The sequence below is a fragment of the Streptomyces sp. SDT5-1 genome (assembly GCF_052245995.1).
Lineage (GTDB): Bacteria > Actinomycetota > Actinomycetes > Streptomycetales > Streptomycetaceae > Streptomyces.
In genome coordinates this window covers 8,514,953-8,532,064 of the sequence record NZ_CM125963.1, presented here as the reverse complement: position 1 = coordinate 8,532,064, position 17,112 = coordinate 8,514,953, and the positions used below count along the sequence as shown (strand labels likewise).

Annotated in this window: 13 protein-coding genes; 3 read left to right on the top strand and 10 right to left on the bottom strand. The window is 72.6% G+C overall.

Going from position 1 to position 17,112, the window contains the following annotated elements:
* Positions 1-53: 53 nt before the first annotated feature.
* Together dctA and ACTWJ8_RS39315 are read right to left on the bottom strand one after the other, a co-directional pair.
* The gene (dctA, locus tag ACTWJ8_RS39320) at positions 54-1,454 is read right to left on the bottom strand and encodes a C4-dicarboxylate transporter DctA (protein ID WP_443262193.1); all 1,401 of its coding nucleotides are present in this window, start codon (positions 1,452-1,454) and stop codon (positions 54-56) included.
* Positions 1,455-1,589: 135 nt separating this feature from the next.
* Positions 1,590-2,162, bottom strand: coding sequence for a helix-turn-helix domain-containing protein (locus tag ACTWJ8_RS39315; RefSeq protein ID WP_443262192.1), 573 nt, complete (start codon positions 2,160-2,162; stop codon positions 1,590-1,592).
* A gap of 133 nt (positions 2,163-2,295) precedes the next feature.
* Between ACTWJ8_RS39315 and ACTWJ8_RS39310 the strand changes: the two genes are divergently transcribed.
* Positions 2,296-3,132, top strand: coding sequence for an EamA family transporter (locus tag ACTWJ8_RS39310; RefSeq protein WP_443262191.1), 837 nt, complete (start codon positions 2,296-2,298; stop codon positions 3,130-3,132).
* 39 nt (positions 3,133-3,171) lie between these two features.
* Positions 3,172-3,867, top strand: coding sequence for a B3/B4 domain-containing protein (locus tag ACTWJ8_RS39305; RefSeq protein WP_443262190.1), 696 nt, complete (start codon positions 3,172-3,174; stop codon positions 3,865-3,867).
* Here ACTWJ8_RS39305 and ACTWJ8_RS39300 read toward each other — a convergent pair.
* The 3 genes from ACTWJ8_RS39300 to ACTWJ8_RS39290 form a co-directional block, all read right to left on the bottom strand.
* Complete coding sequence (locus ACTWJ8_RS39300) at positions 3,855-4,718, bottom strand: formylglycine-generating enzyme family protein (protein WP_443262188.1); 864 nt, start codon at positions 4,716-4,718, stop codon at positions 3,855-3,857. The two genes, ACTWJ8_RS39305 and ACTWJ8_RS39300, sit on opposite strands and share 13 nt — an antisense overlap.
* Positions 4,719-4,759: 41 nt before the next feature.
* Complete coding sequence (locus tag ACTWJ8_RS39295; RefSeq protein WP_443265129.1) at positions 4,760-6,235, bottom strand: sulfatase-like hydrolase/transferase; 1,476 nt, start codon at positions 6,233-6,235, stop codon at positions 4,760-4,762.
* A gap of 62 nt (positions 6,236-6,297) precedes the next feature.
* Positions 6,298-7,479 carry an ROK family protein gene (locus ACTWJ8_RS39290; protein ID WP_443262187.1) on the bottom strand — a complete coding sequence of 394 codons (1,182 nt, stop codon included), beginning with the start codon at positions 7,477-7,479 and terminating at the stop codon, positions 6,298-6,300.
* A gap of 135 nt (positions 7,480-7,614) precedes the next feature.
* On the opposite strand from ACTWJ8_RS39290, the gene ACTWJ8_RS39285 reads away from it, so the two are divergent.
* Positions 7,615-8,997, top strand: coding sequence for a sugar porter family MFS transporter (locus ACTWJ8_RS39285; RefSeq protein ID WP_443262186.1), 1,383 nt, complete (start codon positions 7,615-7,617; stop codon positions 8,995-8,997).
* 7 nt (positions 8,998-9,004) lie between these two features.
* Here the strand turns inward: ACTWJ8_RS39285 and ACTWJ8_RS39280 are convergent, their stop codons facing one another.
* The 5 genes from ACTWJ8_RS39280 to ACTWJ8_RS39260 all read right to left on the bottom strand — a co-directional run bounded on the left by ACTWJ8_RS39280 (position 9,005) and on the right by ACTWJ8_RS39260 (position 17,092).
* Positions 9,005-10,183 (bottom strand): damage-control phosphatase ARMT1 family protein, encoded by a 1,179-nt coding sequence (locus ACTWJ8_RS39280; RefSeq protein ID WP_443262185.1) that lies wholly within the window; start codon positions 10,181-10,183, stop codon positions 9,005-9,007.
* Positions 10,184-10,222: 39 nt separating this feature from the next.
* On the bottom strand, positions 10,223-11,185 hold the full coding sequence (locus ACTWJ8_RS39275; RefSeq protein ID WP_443265128.1) for a LacI family DNA-binding transcriptional regulator: 963 nt from the start codon (positions 11,183-11,185) through the stop codon (positions 10,223-10,225).
* A gap of 113 nt (positions 11,186-11,298) precedes the next feature.
* Positions 11,299-12,204, bottom strand: a complete 906-nt coding sequence (locus tag ACTWJ8_RS39270) for an ROK family protein (protein ID WP_443262184.1) — start codon at positions 12,202-12,204, stop codon at positions 11,299-11,301.
* The gene (locus ACTWJ8_RS39265; protein ID WP_443262183.1) at positions 12,201-13,880 is read right to left on the bottom strand and encodes a class I mannose-6-phosphate isomerase; all 1,680 of its coding nucleotides are present in this window, start codon (positions 13,878-13,880) and stop codon (positions 12,201-12,203) included. Before ACTWJ8_RS39265 ends, ACTWJ8_RS39270 begins: the two co-directional genes overlap by 4 nt.
* A gap of 41 nt (positions 13,881-13,921) precedes the next feature.
* Positions 13,922-17,092 (bottom strand): alpha-mannosidase, encoded by a 3,171-nt coding sequence (locus ACTWJ8_RS39260; RefSeq protein ID WP_443262182.1) that lies wholly within the window; start codon positions 17,090-17,092, stop codon positions 13,922-13,924.
* Positions 17,093-17,112: the final 20 nt, after the last annotated feature.

The following is a 17,112-nucleotide window of genomic DNA, read 5'->3' as shown; positions in this document are numbered from 1 at the left end:
TGCCATAAGGGCAACCTATCGGTGGGCGGAGGCGGCAGGGGCGGCGCCCTGGGTCAGGCGGGCGGTGCGGGGGTGGGAGCCGGCACCGCGGCGGGCTGCTGCGCGGGCACGGCCGGCGCGGGCGCCTGCTCATCCGGCAGCGGCTCGACCTTCTCCCCCGCCAGGACGCGGCGCGCCCGGTCCAGGTCGACCGCGTTCTCCCAGCGGGCGACGACGAGGGTGGCGACGGCGTTGCCGCAGAAGTTGACGAGGGCGCGGCATTCGGACATGAACTTGTCGATGCCGAAGATCAGCATGATGCCCGCGGCGGGCACATGTCCGACGGTGGAGAGCGTCGCGGTCAGCGCGATGAACCCGCCGCCCGCCACTCCGGCCGCACCCTTGGAGGTCAGCAGCATGACCGCGAGCAGGCCGAGCTGTTGGCCGAGGGAGAGCGTGGTGTCGGTGGCCTGGGCGATGTAGAGCGTGGCGAGGGAGAGATAGACCGCGGCTCCGTCGAGGTTGAAGCTGTAGCCGGTCGGCACCACGAGGCCGACGGTCGGCCGGTCGACGCCCATGAACTGGAGCTTGCGCATCAGGCCCGGCAGGGCGGGCTCGGCCGTGGACGTGCCGAGGACGAGCAGCAGTTCCTCCTTGAAGTGGCGCAGCAGTTGGAACAGGTTCAGCTTCACGTACAGCGAGAGCACGGCGCCGAGGACCACGACGACGAACACGAGGGACGTGACGTAGAACAGGAGGATCAGCGAGCCGAGGCTGGTGAGCGTGGACAGGCCGAACTTGCCGATCGCGAAGGCCATCGCGCCGAAGGCGCCCAGCGGGGCCGCCTTCATCACGAACGACAGGACCTTGAAGACGACCTCGGTGAGGCGGTTGACGGACGCGATGATCGGTTCGCCGACCGGGCCGACCGTCTTCAGGGCGATCCCGAAGATCACGGCGAGGAAGATGACCTGGAGGATGTCGCCCTCGACGAACGCGCCGAAGAAGCTGTCGGGCACCAGGTGGGTGAGGAACTCCCACCAGTGCTGCGCCTCGCCCTGCTCGACGTACTGACTCGCGTCGCCGGAGGTGTGCAGGGAGCCGACGTCGGCGTGCACACCCTGGCCGAGCGGGAACAGGTTGATGGCGAGGAGCCCGAAGCCGAGCGCCACGATGGTGCCGGCCTGGAAGTAGACGAGCGCCTTGACGCCCGTGCGGCCCACCTTCCTGAGGTCGGCGACGCCCGCGATGCCGCCGATGATGGTCAGGAAGACGATCGGCCCGATGAGCATCTTCATCGCGGCGACGAAGGTGGTGCCCACCGGTTCCATCGCCGTGCCGAGGTCGGGCCACCGCCAGCCGAGCACGATGCCGACGACGATCGCCGCCAGCACCTGCACATAGAGCTGCCGGTACCACGGCCTGGCCTTCACCATGGTGGTGGCGCCTGCGGCGGCGTCCGGGGCATGCGTCATTGCAACCTCCATCCGGGCACGGCTGGGGCCCGCGGCGCCGGGCCCGTCCGGCGCCGCCCCAACTACCGCGTCAGTGAAGCGGCTTGCGGGCGCGGAGGTCCACGACCAAAAATCGATGCCCCGGATAGGTGGCGCCTATGACCCCGGCGGCAGCTGCACGGTCATGATCAGGTGGCAGGTTCCCTCGCCCGCGCCCCGGTAGGTGTGCGCGGCGTCCCCGTCGAAGGTGGCGGTCTGCCCGGCCGCCACGGTGTGTTCGGCGCCGTCGACGACGAGGGTCATGGCGCCGCTGGTGACGCTCACCGTCTCGATGACGCCGGCCTGGTGGGGGTGGCTGGGGTACTCCTCGCCCGGTTCGAGGCGCCAGCGCCACACCTCGACGGGCGACGCGCCGGTGGTCGTCAGCATGAGCCGCGCCTCGCTGCCCCGCTCCCCCGCCCACAGCGGCATCACCTCGTCCGACGACACCACCCGCACGCGCCCCTCGGTCGGGCCCTCCAGGAGCGCGGACACCGAGACACCGAGGGTGTCGGCGAGCCGGACGAGCGTGGCGAAGTTCGGATTGCCCTGCGCCTTCTCCAGGCCGACGAGGGCGCCCTTGCTGACCTTGGCGCGGCGGCCGAGTTCGTCCAGGGAGAGGCCCGCGCGGGAGCGGGCCGTCCTGACGTTGTGCGCGAGCGTGCGCAGGGCTGCCTCTGTCTCGGTCACCTGACCACCTTCCGCCTCACCACCGACTGGCCAGTGGAATGTACCGCGCGGTCGTTCGGTTGACACATCACGGTCGGTTCATTGTACGGTTTGGTCGTTCCATTGACGCACAAGGATGGCAAGGAAACGTCTCGTGATCGCTCTGCTGCTGGCCCTGGGCAGCTCTCTCGCCTACGGCTGCGCCGATTTCCTCGGCGGCCTCGGCGCCCGCAAAGCGCATGTGCTGCGCACCGTGATGGTGGCGGCCCCGGCCAGCCTCGCGGTGGAGCTGCTGCTGTGGCCGTTCCTCGGCGCCTCCTTCAGCTCCGCCGCCGTCGGCTGGGGCGCGGCCTCCGGGGTCGCGTCGGCCGCCGCGTTCGCGCTGCTCTACAAGACGCTCGCCATCGGGCCGATGAACGTGCTGTCCCCGGTGACGGCGCTGGTGTCGGCCGCGCTGCCGGTCGCCGTGGGCCTGACGCAGGGCGAGCACCTCGCCGCTGCGGGGCTCGTCGGGCTGCCGCTCGCGCTCGTCGCCGTGGTGCTGGTCAGCGCCGGGAGCGGGGCCGGTGGTTCCCGGCCCTCGCGCAACGCGCTGCTGCTGGCCTTCGGGGCGGGCGCGGCCATCGCGCTGCAACTGGTGTGCCTGCACCAGGCCCCGTCGGACAGCGGTGTCGCGCCGCTGATCGTGGGCAGGGCGGTCTCCTCCGCCGTCACGCTCGGCGCCGCCGGTGTGCTGTACCGCAGGCTCGGCGAGGAGAAGCCGGCGTACGGGATCTCGGCCGCCGCGGGTGTGCTCGACTCGCTCGCGAACCTGCTGTTCCTGCTGGCCGCCCGCAGCGGCGACCTCGCCGTCGTCGCCGTCGTCACGGCCCTGTACCCGGCCGGTACGGTGCTGCTCGCGCGCGGTGTGCTCGCGGAGCGCATCCACCGGGGGCAGCTGGTCGGCCTGGGCACGGCCGCCGTCGCCGTGAGCCTCCTCGCCCTGACCTGAATCCTCCACCCACCCGCACCTCAGACACGGAGTCGCCCGATGCCCGCCTTCCACCTCACCCCAGCCGTCGCCGACGCCTTCCCCGACACCCTGATCGCCGTGGTCACGGCCACCGGTCTGCGCGGCCGTGAGGAGTGGCCGGAGACCGTCGCCGCGCTCGCGGAACTCGAGCGGGAGCTCGCCGACGGTTCCTGGCAGCCCGCCGACGAGACCGATCCGCGCATCGAGGCGTGGCACACCGCGTACCGCTCCTTCGGCACGAACCCGCGGCGTATCCGGCCGAGCGTGGACGCGCTCGGGCGCCGCCTGGCGAAGAAGGGCGCGCTGCCGCGCATCAACCCGGCCGTCGACTCGTACAACGTGGTCTCGGTGCGGCACGGGCTGCCCGCGGGCGCCTTCGACCTCGACCACGTGGCCGGTGACGTGGTGGAGATCCGGTACGCGGACGGCACCGAGGAGTTCACGCCGCTCGGCGAGCCCGACACCGTCGAGCACCCCAAGCCCGGCGAGGTGATCTACGCGGACGCGACCGGCGTGCTGACCCGGCACTGGAACCACCGCGACGCCCACCGCACCTGTGTCACCGAGGACTCGACGCGGGTCGCGTTCCTGATGGAGACCGTGCGCGCGGACCGCGACGGGCACCTGCTGAAGGCGGCCGCCGAGGAGCTGCGCGACCTGCTCGCGCCGCACGCGGAGCAGGTCACCGTCGACTACGTGGGTCAGGCCGAGTAGGCCACCCGGAAGCCGGTGTTGCCGGAGGTGCTGTCCGCGGTGTTGGAGGTGCGGGCGGCGACCCGGTAGCGGTTGCAGTACGAGTGGTGGCAGAGGTACGAGCCGCCGCGCATGACACGGGTGTCGGGGTCTCCCCCGGCCTCCCACGGGTCGGCATTCCACTCCCACACGTTCCCGGCGACGTTGTAGAGGCCGTGACCGTTGGGGTGGAAGGCGTGCACGGGGGCCGTGCCCGCGTAGCCGTCCTCGGCGGTGTTCTTGGTGGGGAAGGTGCCCTGCCAGATGTTGCACATGTGCTCGCCGTCGGGGGTGAGTTCGTCGCCCCAGGCGTAGCGGGCCTGGTCGAGGCCGCCGCGCGCCGCGTACTCCCACTCGGCCTCGGTGGGCAGCCGGCCGCCCGCCCACGCGGCGAAGGCGACGGCGTCGGCCCAGCCGACGTGGGTGACCGGGTGGTCCCAGCGGCCTTCGAGGTCGCTGCCGGGGCCCTCCGGGGTGCGCCAGGTGGCACCTTCGACGCCGCACCACCAGGGGGTGGCGTCGGGGCGCGGCGAGATCTTCCGCAGGTGTCCCGGCAGGAACTTGGCGAACACGTAGCTCCAGCCGAAGCGTTCGGCGTCCGTGCGGTGCCCGGTGTCCTCGACGAATTCCGCGAAGCGGGCGGTGGTGACGGCGTAGGCGTCGATGGCGAACGCCTCCACCCGCGCCTCGCGCACCGGCCCCTCCGCGTCCCCCGGGTTGGCGTCGGAATCCTCGCTGCCCATGCGGAAGGTGCCGCCTGGCAGGGTGACACGGGTGTCGTAGGTGGGTACCTCGGGTGGCGCGACGCTCAGGGCGACGGGTTCTCCCGACACGCCCTGGGGGCCGCCTTCCCTCGACGGCGAGCAACAGCTCTTCACGCCACGCCCTCCGACTCGAACGCGGACAGCGTCGTGTCGTAGTCGGTCGGCACGTCGTACATGGGTGTCATCCAGTGGTAGAAGTTGTCGCCGCGGTCGCGCAGCAGGTGGTACAGGCGGTGCATCAACTCCGTGCGGACCTCGCGCAGTTCGGGGTGCTCGTACCGGTTCTGGAGCTCGTCCGGATCGGCCTCGAGGTCGTACAGCTCGTTGTGCGACTCGGGGTTCACGACGAGCTTGTAGCGGCGGGTGCGCAGCATGCGCTGAGGGTACGGGAAGTGGTGGCCGTGGTACTCGGCGAGGTGGTGGTCGTCCCACTCGGGGTGCCGGCCGCGGGCGAGGGGCAGCAGGCTGCGGCTGTCGACGGCGGGCGCGGGGTCGGCGCCCGCCAGCTCCAGGATCGTGGCCGTGTAGTCGGTGAGTGACACGAACTCGTCGCGGACCTGCCCCGCCGCGCCGCCGGGGATGCGGAGGAGTCCGGGGATGCGGTAGATGTCCTCGTACATGGCGGGGCCCTTGTCGTGCAGGCGGTGGGCGCCGGTGAACTCGCCGTGGTCGGCGGTGAAGCAGACGGCGGTGCGCTCGTCGAGGCCGAGGTCGCGGACGGCCTGCATGATGCGGCCGATCTGCTCGTCGATGAGGGTGACATACCCCCAGTAGGCGGCGATGAGCTTGCGGCTGTCTTCGAGCGGCATGGTGTCGAAGGCCCACAGCTGGCTGTAATTGCTCTGCACGGGCGGCTTGTTGGCGAACGTCTCGGCCATCGAGGCGGGCAGTTCGACGAGCTCGGGGTCGTACATGTCGAAGTACGCGTCCGGCAGGATGTACGGCAGGTGGGGGCCGAAGAAGTGGGTGGCGAGGAAGAACGGGTTGCCGTCGCCGCCGCGCTCGTCGTCGGCGAACCGGCGCAGCATCTCGATGGTGCGGGTGGCCAGGTAGTACTCGAAGGTGGCCTCGACGGGCTGGTGGAGGCGGGCGGCGAGGAGGTTGCCGGGGCTGCCGTTGGGCGTGGTGCCGCGCATCCGGTCGCTGATGGCGTACTCGGGCAGCCCGCGCTCCTTGAGGTACGCGAGGTAGTCGGGGTGGTCGACGGGGTTGTGCCAGCCCTCCAGGTTCGGCCCCTCGAAGCCGTAGTCGGCGGCGGTGCGCCGCACGCCGCCGTGCCACTTGCCCATCAGACCCAGGTTGTAGCCGTCGCTCTTGAGCTGCTCGGCGAAGGTGAACTGGCCGTCGGAGAGGTCCTCCAAGTACCCCACGTTCCGCTCGTAGTTGGCGAGCAGCTTGTGCCGGAACGGGGCGGCTCCGGTCAGCAGGCTCGCGCGGGCCGGGGTGCAGATGGCGGTCGGCGTGTAGCAGCTGTCGAAGCGGGTGCCCTCTGCGGCGATCCGGTCGAGGTTCGGGGTGCGCACGTGCGGGTTGCCGTAGGCACCGAGGGTGTCGACCCGGTGCTGGTCGGTCATGAGGAAGAGCATGTTGTGGCGCACGGCGGTGCCTTTCGGATCGTACGAGGGGTGGTTCGGGCCGGGGGTGGGTGCTACGAGGCGTGGTCGGCGGCGGCCTCCTCGGGTGCCGCCGCGTCCGCCGTCGCGTACCCCGCGAGCAGCGGTGACTCGTGGAAGACGAGGGCGAGGGCGCCGAGCGCTCCGGAGCGCTCGCCGAGCGCGGCCTGCACGAGCTCCACGTCGCGGTGGACGCGGGTGGCGGTGTAGCGGCGGAAGGCGTCCTCGACGGGGCGCAGGAAGCCGGGGCCGAGGTCGGCGACCTCGCCGCCGAGCACGATGCGGCGCGGGTTGGCGGTGCTGGACGCGGCGGCGAGGGCGCGGCCGACGGCGAGGGCCGCGCGGTCGACGACGGCGCGCTCGGTGTCGGCGCCGACGGCGTACGCGTCCGTGAACCGCTCCCAGCTGCGCCGCCCCGCCGCCCGCAGCAGCGCGGGCACGGCGGCGACCTGTTCCAGGCAGCCGTGTCCGCCGCACCAGCAGCGGGGCCCGTCGGCGTCGACGCTGATGTGTCCGAGCTCGCCCGCGGCTCCCTGCGCGCCCCGGAACAGCAGTCCCCCGGCGACGAGTCCGCCGCCGATGCCGTAGGAGAGCGTGAGGTGCAGGGCGTCGCCCGAGCCGCGGGCCGCGCCCCAGATGGCCTCGCCGAGCGCGGCGAGCCGGGTGTTGTTGTCGGCGAGCACCGGCACGTCGAGGGCTTCGGAGACGGTGTCGGCGACGGTCTGCCGGCGGTCGGAGGTGTCTCCGGGACCCGGTGTGCCGATGCCGACGCCGCCGAGTCCGGCGAGGTCGATGCCCTCGCGGGAGGCGAGGTCCCGCAGCAGGTCGAGCGCCGCGCCCGCCTCCTCGTGGGGGTCGGAGTGCTGCGCGTGGTGGGTGCCGGCGAACGCGGTGACCTCGTGCGCCGCGTTGGCGATCGCGACGGTGATGCGCTCGCGGCCCACCTCGATGCCGACGGCCTGCGCGGAGCGCGGGTTGAGCGTGAGCCGGTGCACCGGGCGGCCGCGGCCGGAGGGCGGACCCGCCGGTTCCTCGGTGACGACTCCGTCGGCGAGGAGCTGGCCGACGATCGCGGAGAGCGTGGTGCGCGACAGGCCCGTGGCGGTGGCCACGTCGGCCCTGCTGCTCGGGCCCTGCCTGCGCAGCACCTGGAGGACCCGCTCCACGTTCCCGTACCGCAGTCGGCGCAGCACGGTGGGGTTCTTGACCACTGCCATGGGTCGGATACTCCCCCGCGCCCCGCATTTACGTCAAGAGTCGCGACAGAAATCAAAACCGCTGGTCCGACCCCCTTGATTTTCGTCGAAGTGTTGACGCTAATGAGGCGGAGCCGACCAGCAAGGGAGCTCGTCATGCCAGCCGTCACCCGGTCATCGGTGTCCGCCGCACCGGGCGCGGACGTCCGTTCGCGCCGCACCCTCCTGCTCTATCTCTGCGGTGCCTTCGGCGGCCTGCTGTCCGGGTACGACATGGGGATCGTGGCGGGCGCCCAGTTGTTCCTCACCCGGGATCTGGGGCTGAGCGCCTGGATGCAGGGCGCGTTCGTCAGCTCGCTGATGATCGGCGCCATCGCGGGCTGTTTCGCGGCGGGGCCCACGACGGACCGCTGGGGACGCCGCCCGGTGATGCTGGGCACGGCGGTGGTGTTCGGAGCCGGGGCACTGGGCATGGCGCTGGCGACGGGCCCCTGGGTCCTGATCACGTTCCGGGTGCTCACGGGCGTGGCCGTCGGCCTCTCCTCGTCGGTGATCCCCAGCTATCTCTCCGAGTTGGCGCCCACCGCGATCCGCGGCCGGGTCTCGACGCTCAACCAGATGATGATCGCGGTCGGCATCTTCGTGTCGTACCTGATCTCGTATCTGCTGTCCGACGCGGGCGCCTGGCGGTGGATGCTCGGCCTCGCGCTCGTGCCCGCCGCCGTGCTGTTCGCCGGGATGTGGACCCAGCCGGAGACGCCGCGCTGGCTCGTCGCGCACGGCCGCGAGGACGAGGCCCGCACCGTCCTGCTCCGCCTGCACACCGAGGAGGAGGCCGACGCCGAACTCGCCGACATCCGCGCCGCCGCGCGTACGGCACATGAACGCGGAGGGCGACTCCGGGAGTTGTTCGCTGACCGCCGTGTGCGGCGCGCCTTCGGCATCGCGGTCGCGATGGCGGTCATCCAGCAGGTCATCGGCTCCAACACGATCGTGTTCTACGCGCCGACGATCCTGAAGGCGGCCGGTTTCGGCGACTCGGCTGCCCTCCTGAACAGCGTCGGGCTCGGCGTCCTCTCCATCGTCACGACGTTCGTGACGGGACGGCTCGTCGACCGGGTGGGCCGCAAACCGCTGCTCCTCACCGGGCTCGTCCTGATGATCCTCAGCATGAGCACGCTGTGCGCAGTGTTCTCGCTCGGCCTCCTGCACCAGACGCTCGGCCAGGTCGCGGCCGTCGCGAGCCTCGCCGTGTTCAAGGTGGCGTACTCGCTGAGCTGGGCGCCGCTGCTGTGGGTGATGCTGCCGGAGCTGTTCCCGCTGCGCGTCCGCAGTGTCGGCGTGAGCGTCGGCTCGGGCACGAACTGGGCGGCGAACTTCGCGGTGTCGCTGGTCTTCCCCGTCCTCCTGACGGCGGGCGCGGGCGCCGCGTTCGCGCTGTTCGCCGCGATCTGCGTGCTCGCGTTCGCGTTCACGGCGGCGTTCGTACGGGAGACGGCGGGCCGCTCGCTGGAGACTCTGGAGCGGGCCACGGCCTGAGGGGGTCTCAGCCCCTGACCTGTACGAGCGCGTGGGCGCCGCTGACCCGCCACTTCTGGTGCGGTTCGGCGGCGTCCAGCGTGTCGCGGACGGACGGCTCAAGGCCGGTGATCACGTCGGACTTCAGCGTGCGCAGCGCGACGACCGGCGTCGGCCAGTACGCGGTGCGGTCCGCGAACGGCGTGGTGGGCTCGTGCATCCGGTCGCCCACCAGGCGCCGGTAGTTGAGGTCTCCCTTGAGCACGGCGATGTCCGTCGCGGCGAACTCGGCGCGCAGGTCGTCGGGCATGTCGGCGTACGGCAGCGGGGCGCACGAGAAGGGGTGGGCGCGGACCTCGATCCGCCCGTCGCCCATGGCCGCCCAGAGCCGCCCGCCGGCCTCGGCCGCCGCGCCGCCTGCCCGGGTGAGCCGCCGCAGACAGTCGACGACGTCGGCGGTCATGGCATCGGACACGTAGTACGGGTACGGCTTGACCTGAAGGACGACCCGCCCGACCCGGCCGTGCACGAGCAGGTGGTCGACGAGCAGCAGGTCGGCGAGGAGTTCACGCCCGGCGTTGTCGGCGACGAGGCTCATGGTGGCGCCGCCGTCCTCGGGCAGGGCGGCCCAGAACGCGTCGGAGTCGTCGACGACGAGCCGCGTGTCCGCGCCGACCTCCCCGTCCCCTTCCGTGATCCGAAACCCCAGGTCGGCTCGATTGCCCCACAACGCCCCGAGCAACACCCCGCGGTCCCGCTCCTCTGCGCCCACCTCCGCCAGCCGGTCGACGGCGGCGAGTTCGGCGTCGGTCTCCGGAGTGTCCAGCTCGGCCCTCTTGAACGGCTGGAACGGATCGACGCCCTGCCACGCACCGCCGCCGAAGTAGCCGACGGCGTCGAGGAGTTGCCGGTAGAAGTAGCTCTCCGCCCACAGGAACGGCGCGTCGAACCACGGCCGCCCGTACCACTCGCTCCCCCACGCCTCCCACCGCTCCCGGTCGTGCGCCGCGTCGCCCAGCGGCTCGATGACCCCGTCGGCCGTGTTCCGCAGCAGCGCGTCGAGCGCGCGGTGCTGCGCGGGCCCGTACGGGAACGCGGCGCGCACCTTCTCGATGAGCGCGGGGTGCCGCTCGGCGAGCACACCGCGCGCGAAGGATCCGGGGATGTCGCCGTGGATGACGGGGGCGGCGGGTGCGGTGTCGGTCATGTGGGGCGGGTCCTTCGGGGTGGGGCGGGGGTTTCGAGCCTAGCCGGAGGACACCTGTCCGTAGCGGACGAGGGTGGTGGGGACGAGGGCGCGGCGCGGTGCGGCGCGCCGGTCGGCGGAAGTGGCGCGCTCGCCGAGCCGGGAGACGAGGAGACGTCCCGCTTCCTTGCCGAGTTCGTCGCTGTCGTAGGCGGCGATGGTGAGCGGCAGGCCGAGGACGTCGGCGAGTTCGAAGTCGTCGAAGCCCGCGAGGGCGGTGCCCGAGCCCGCGGCGCGGATGGCGCGGAAGGCTCCGACGGTGTTGCGGTTGTTGGCGCAGAACAGAGCGGTCGGCGGTTCGGGCAGGGCCAGGAGGTCGGCGGCCGCGCCGGTCGCCTCGGCCGTCTGCTGCTGCCCGAGGCGTACGTACTGGGGTGCGCGCTCGACGCCGGCCTCGGCGAGCGCGTCGGTGAAGCCGCGCAGGCGTTCGGCGCCGGTGTAGACGGTCGCCGGGGAGCCGAGGAAGCCGATGCGGCGGTGTCCGGCGGCGAGGAGTTCGCGGGTGACGGTGTGGGCCCCGCCGTGGTCGTCGACGAGGACGCAGTCGGCGTCGAATCCGTTCGGGGGCCGGCTCGCGACGACGACGGGCACGCCACCGGCCGCGGCGGCGGCGAGATGGCTCTGGTCGTCGGCGGCGGGCACGACGATGATGCCGTCGACGCGGCGGGCCACCAGGTCCTCGACGAGGTCGCGTTCGGCGGCCACGTCGTGGCCGGTGTTCCCGATGACGGTCTTCAGGCCGTGCCCGCCGACGACGGCGTCGACGCCGAGGGCGAGCCGGGAGTAGAAGGGGTTGGCGAGGTTGGTGACGACGAGCCCGACGAGTCCCGTGCCGCTGCCGAGGCGCAGGCTGCGGGCCATCTCGTTGCGCCGATAGCCGAGTTCGGCGGCCGCCGCGCGCACCCGTTCCGCGGTGGTCGGCAGCACCTTCGGGTCGTCGCGCAGCACCCGCGACACCGTCATGGCGCTCACGCGCGCCCGCCGCGCGACGTCCCGCACCGTGGGATGCGGGTCCTTGGCGGCGCCGGCCCCGGACTTGCCCAACGTCTCCCCCTTGTCGGTCCCGGTGGCCGCTGTCACCCCGGCCCTGTTCGGCTCGCGTGCCGGGCGGCGACGGTGCGCGCCGCGCCCAGCAGCGCCGCGTCACCGGCGAGGGCGGCGGGGCGCACCGCACGAGTATGCCGCGCGGACGGCGGCCCGTTCACCCCGCCCTTGGCGAGTCCTGTGTGCAGGGCGGGCGCGATCAGGTCCCAGGAGCGGGCCATCGACCCGCCCACGACGAGGACGGTGGCGTCGAACGCGGTGAGGCGCGGGCCGAGCACGGCGCCCAGCGTCCCGAACGCCGTGTCCAGGACGTTCCGCGCCCGCCGCTCCCCCGCCCTGGCGCGCGCCGCGATGTCCCGTACGTCGATGCCCGGTTCGCCGTACCGGGTCACGAGGGCGCGCCGTGACACGGAGTCCTCCAGCGGTGCCCCGTCGACGGTCGTCAGGTCGATGCGGCCCTCGGGCGGCACGCCGGGCCCGCGGTCGAGGACCCGGCCGTCGGCGACGAACGCCGAGCCGACGCCGGTGCCGAGGGTGATGCCGACGACGCGGCTGTGCCCGCGGGCGGCGCCCGCCGTGCACTCGCCCAGGGCGAAGGCGTGCGCGTCGTTGAGGAAGACCACGTCTCCGGGCGGCCGGGCCGTTCCGGCGTGCAGCGCGGCCCGCACGTCGACCCCGTACAGCGCCTCGAACTTGCCGACGCCCGCGAACAGTCCGACGCCCCGCTCGTGGTCGAAGGGTCCTGGCACGGCCATGCCCCAGGTGGCTCCCGCCGGTGCGCCGAGGGCGTCGGCGCAGGCACAGACCGCGCCGAGGATGTCGCCCGCGGCGCCGTGCGGGTCGAGCGCCCGGTGGGTGCGCCGCCCGACACGGCCCGCGGCGAGGTCGACGAGGCCGGCGGTGACATGGGTGCCGCCGACCTCGATGACCGGGATCACCGGACGAGCGCCTTCACGACCCGCACGGGACCACCGTCGGCCGCGCGCAGCCGGTACCGGCCTACGGCCGCGGGCACCGTGAGGGTCTCCGCGTACGACAGGTGGTGGGTGGCCCCCGACTCCGTGCGCAGGGTCACGCCGTCGCCCTCGACCACGTTCAGGACGTGGAAGCGTCCCGCGGTGTCGTCGTGGGCCTCGGCGCCCGCGTCGAGCGTGTACCTCCTGACCTCGTAGAACATCTCGTCGAGCGCGCCGATGACCTCCTCGCGCCAGCCGTCGCCACTTCGCACGGTCTGCGGGTGCTGGACGAGGTCGCGGGCGACGGCTTCGCCGCGCCGTCCCGTGTCGAGGTTGGCGAAGCCGTGTTCGTACGGGAGAGGCCGCGGATTGCCGTCGGCGTCGGGCCTGAGCCAGTCGTAGAAGCGCAGGCTGTACAGGTACGGGGTGGCGCTGATCTCCAGGACGAGGTTCCCGGCGCCGCTGGCGTGCGGGGTGCCGGCCGGGATGAGGAACAGTCGGCCCCGTTCGGCGGGGAAGGCGTGGACGTGGTCCTCGACGTCCATGGGCATGCCCTGGGTGACGGAGGCCTCGACCTGTTTGCGGAAGGCGTCGACGTCGGCGTCCTCGCGGAGGCCGAGGAACACCTTGGTGTCGGGGCTGCCGAGGGTCATGTAGTACGTCTCGTGCTGCGTGTAGGGCCAGCCGAGCTTCTCGCGCATGTACGTGTCGCGGGGGTGGCAGTGCAGGGAGAGGTTGCCGCCGCCGACGGTGTCGAGGTAGTCGAAGCGGATCGGGAACGAGGTGCCGAAGCGCGCGTGCACCCGCGCGCCCAGAACGTTCTCCGGTTCCAGGACGCACAGCAGCTGGAACGGCACCTCGGCCTGCGCCTCGGGTCCCGTACCGACGAGGATGCCCGCTTCGGGGGCGATGAGTTCGTAGCCGAGGGCCGTGTTGCGGGCCTCGGGGTCGAAACCGAGTTCGCGCTGGGCCCAATGTCCGCCCCAGGGGGTGGAGTTGAAGTACGGCCGGGTGCGCACGGGTTCGCGGGCGAGCGCGGCGTACGTGGCTCGTAGGCCGGGTCCGTCGATCCAGGCGGGTCGGGCGGGATCCTGGAGGTCGAGCCAGCCGTCGAGGCGCGCGGCGAGGGTGTCGCGGTGCCGGTCGAGCATGGGCCAGTCGGTGTAGAAGAGGCGCCGCGGGTCCGGTTTCTCGTCCGGGAGGCCGAGGTTGGTGCCCGGGGTGCCCGCCGCGGTGGCGGCTTCGGCGTACCGTTTGGGGACGTCCGCGTACCAGAGCACGTCGTGCGCGACGAGCGCCGCGCCGGGCCCGTACACGACGAGGAGTCCTTCGGTGGGTGTCTCGACGATCGGGAGGGTGTCGAAGAGGTCGTCGAGCGGGTTCTCGGCGAGTTTGCGGAAGTAGGGGTCGTCGGCGCCTTCGGGGTGACCGACGCGGGCGCGGACGGTGGCGGGTGGCGCGTAGTGCTTCCGTACGTCGAGCAGGGTCGCCGGGAGTGTCGAGCGCAGCCAGTCGGCGAGCGCGCCCCAGTCGACGCTCGGCGGACCGTCGACCGCCACCACGGCCGGGGCTGACGGGAGTTGTGCCGCCACCCGCTCCCAGCCGACGGCCAGGGTGGCTCCGGGAGCGGGGGCGTAACGCGGGTCGTGCCGGTACACAGAGTCTCCTTTACGCAGAGGCGTGCGCAGGGGGTGCGGGGTCAGCGCCGGAACAGCACGGCGGTGGTGCCGAGCGCCGGTATGTCGACGGTGACCTCGCCGTCCCGGGGCGTCAGTGCCTCCCCGGCCCGGCCGTGATAGTCGGCGACGCGGGCCGACGTGACCGGGAACAGGGCGCGCACGGGACATGCCACGGGTTCCTCGGCGAAGGACTGGAGGCGCAGGAGCACGGCCCCCTCCGTGTCGGGAGTGGTGACACCGACGAGCCGCACCCGCGGGTCTCCGACGGTCGCGAACGCCAACCCGTCGGGCGCGTCGGGCGATTCGGGACCTCGCGCCCGCACGGCGTGCAGCGGCCGGGCGGTGCCGGCGGCGACGCGCGGACCGAGTCCCGCGACATCGGCACCCGTGGCGCACGAGAGGGAGTAGCGGAAGGTGAACTCGAAGGCCTGCTCGCTGGGGAAGTTGGTGTCCCACAGGTTGTTGTGGATCCAGGAGTAGACGGTGGCCGGCTCGTCGTGGTTCATCGTCTTGGGGAACGGGGCGTACGGCAGGGCGATGTTGCCGAACTGGACGAGCGGCGCGTCCTGTGTGGCCCAGCCGACGGCGAGATCGCCCTCCTGGAGCGTCACCCAGCGGCGCACGGCCCGCATGTGCAGGGCGGAGCCGGGAACGACGGGCAGGCCGGTGCCGGTGGCTCCGCCCGATGCCTCCATGCGCACGGTGGGTGTCTCGAAGGCGAAGGGGAACGCGAAGTAGGCGCTCTCCTTGCCGAGGGTGGCGTCCTTGTCGACCTGGTTCTCGATGTCGAGGCGGCCGATGCCGTGCCGCAGGGTGAGCGTGGTGCGCACCCGGTTGGCGCCCGGCGGACGTGTCTCGTAGGTGAGGGTCTCGGCGGTGGCCGTGGTGCGACGCGCGATGAGGGCCGCGGGCGGGGCGACGGAGCGGTTGCCGAGGTGTTCGAGGCGGTCGGACGCCGTGGTGCGGCTGGAGTTGTGGTTGAAGCCTCCGGACGTGGTGTAGCTGTCGTGGATGTAGGCGTTGAAGCCGGTGATGGCGTCGGAGCGGACGAGTTCACGGCCGGTCGCCCGGTCGACGACGGAGGCGATGCGGGCGCGGGCCAGGTCGACGCGGACGGCAAGGTGCTCGTTCTCCAGGAGCAGCGGGTCGGGGTGCGCGTACGCCGCGGACGCGGTCTCGGCCGGGTCCTCCCGCTCGCTGCCGCCCGTGGGGTTCCAGCCGGTGGCGGCCTTGACGACGGTGGTGCCCTCGGCCGCGTCGCCCGTGGTGGTGGCGGCTCGGACGTCGACGCGGACGGATCCGGCGGGTGGCACGTCGTCGACGCGGACGTGGAGGAAGCGGCCCGCGTCGCGGTGGTCCTCGTTGGCCTGCGGGTGCTCATCGTGCGGCAGTTCGGCGCCGGTGCGGGCGTCGTGGACGGTGACCGCGCGGTCGAGCGGGACGCTGGACTCGGGCAGGAAGAGCTCGGCGACCTCGGTGCGCGGCCAGGAGCAGGTGTTCACCACGTGGTACGCGGCAGCGGTGCCGGCGGGGCGCGCGAGGCGCTGGCCGAGGCGGGCGCCCGCCCGGTTCAGGAGGGACTGCCCCTCGTCGCGGGCGCGCAGGGCCTGGCCGTACTTCCAGTGCCACTGCTGTTCGCCGGAGTGGCCGTGGTCGTGTCCGTGGGTCCAGGGGTCGCCCGCGCCCCAGGTGTGTTCGTCGAAGAGGGACACCGCCTCGTACACACCGGCGGAGTCACGTGTGTCGTCGGCCGCCCCGGTGGCGCCGAGGAGGCCGGCGAAGCTGCCGATGGTCTGGGCGTCGGCGACGGCGGACTGGGCGGTGCGGGCCATGGACAGGGGGTGGGCGCCGGAGCCGACGCCGTCGACCCACCAGTCGGTCCAGTCGCCCTCGAAGGTCTGGATGGCTTCGCCGATCCTGGCCTCCGCGTCGGTGAAGAAGTCCTCGTTGCGGGACAGGCGCAATTGCGGGTAGGCCCAGGTCTCGTTCCAGCGGCGGACGGTGTCGGCGATGATGCGGCGCGGCGGGGCGTTGTCGCCGAACTTGCCCTGGACGCGCAGGTGCAGGACGTCCCACGGGTAGGGCTCGCGCTTGATCTCCCGGTCGTCCATGGCCCAGCCGAAGACACCGCCGCGGTAGGGGTACGGGTGGGTGGCGAGCGAGGTGAGGTAGGCGGGCAGCAGGTCGTCGACGGAGGCGTAGTCGGTGTCGAAGCCGAGCAGCGGGCCCTCCATGTAGGCGAGGCCGTGCGGGGTGTCGGTCATCCAGACGAGCACGCTGTTGCCGCTGGGCGCCCGCCAGCGGAACAGACGCGGCAACTTCTCCCCGCCGACCAGGTGAGGCACGGAGCGGCCTGCCCAGTTGTGCGCCACGGACAGATACTTGACGCCCGCGGCGCTCAGCGCGTCGACCAGGCCGACGACATGGCCGGGCACATCGGTCTGCATGGCCGAGGTGAACTCGACGCCGTGTTCGTCGCGGACCTGGTGGGCGAGGCGCAGGAGTTCGTGCAGCTCGTCGGTGGAGCAGGTCTCGGAGTGCAGGTTGAAGGGCATCGCGGTGAGTTCGATGCGGCCCTCCCTGACCCTGCGCACGAACTCCTCGACCTGTTCGGCGGGGCGGGCGTCGGCCCACTGCTGGAAGGAGAGCAGCGATTCGACGCACCAGCGGAACCGGGACTCGGGCTCCCAGTCGTCGGTGGCCCGCGTGAGTTCGAGGCAGGAGTCGAGGAACGAGAGGTGTTCGGCGAGGACGCGGCCCTGGGGGTCGGTGTAGCCGATGTCGAGGTGCGAGTGGTGGACGAGGTGGATGGTCCACTGGCGCTGCGGGGTGAGGGTGACGTCGATGCCGTCCCCGTCGGTGGAGGTGACGGTGACGCGCTGGGCGGTGTCGACGGCGGGCAGGAGCAGGCGCACGGAGCCGTTCGGGCCCGCGATGCGCTCGGCGGGCAGTGCCGCGCCGGCCCCGGTGCGCACGGTGAGGGTGTCCGGGATCGCGCCGCCGTTCACGGCTTCCACCCGGAGGGACTGCAGCAGTCCGCCGTCCTCGGCGCGGCGCATCAGCGGCTCGACGGTGAGGCGCAGCGGGCCGCCGGAGAGGCTGCCTTCGGCGCTCACGACGGAGCCGCGCAGGCTGTCCCTGATGCGGTCGTTGTCCCAGTCGGTGGTGCGGACGAGGGCCCGTGTGGTCATGCGGACTTCTCCAAGTCTGG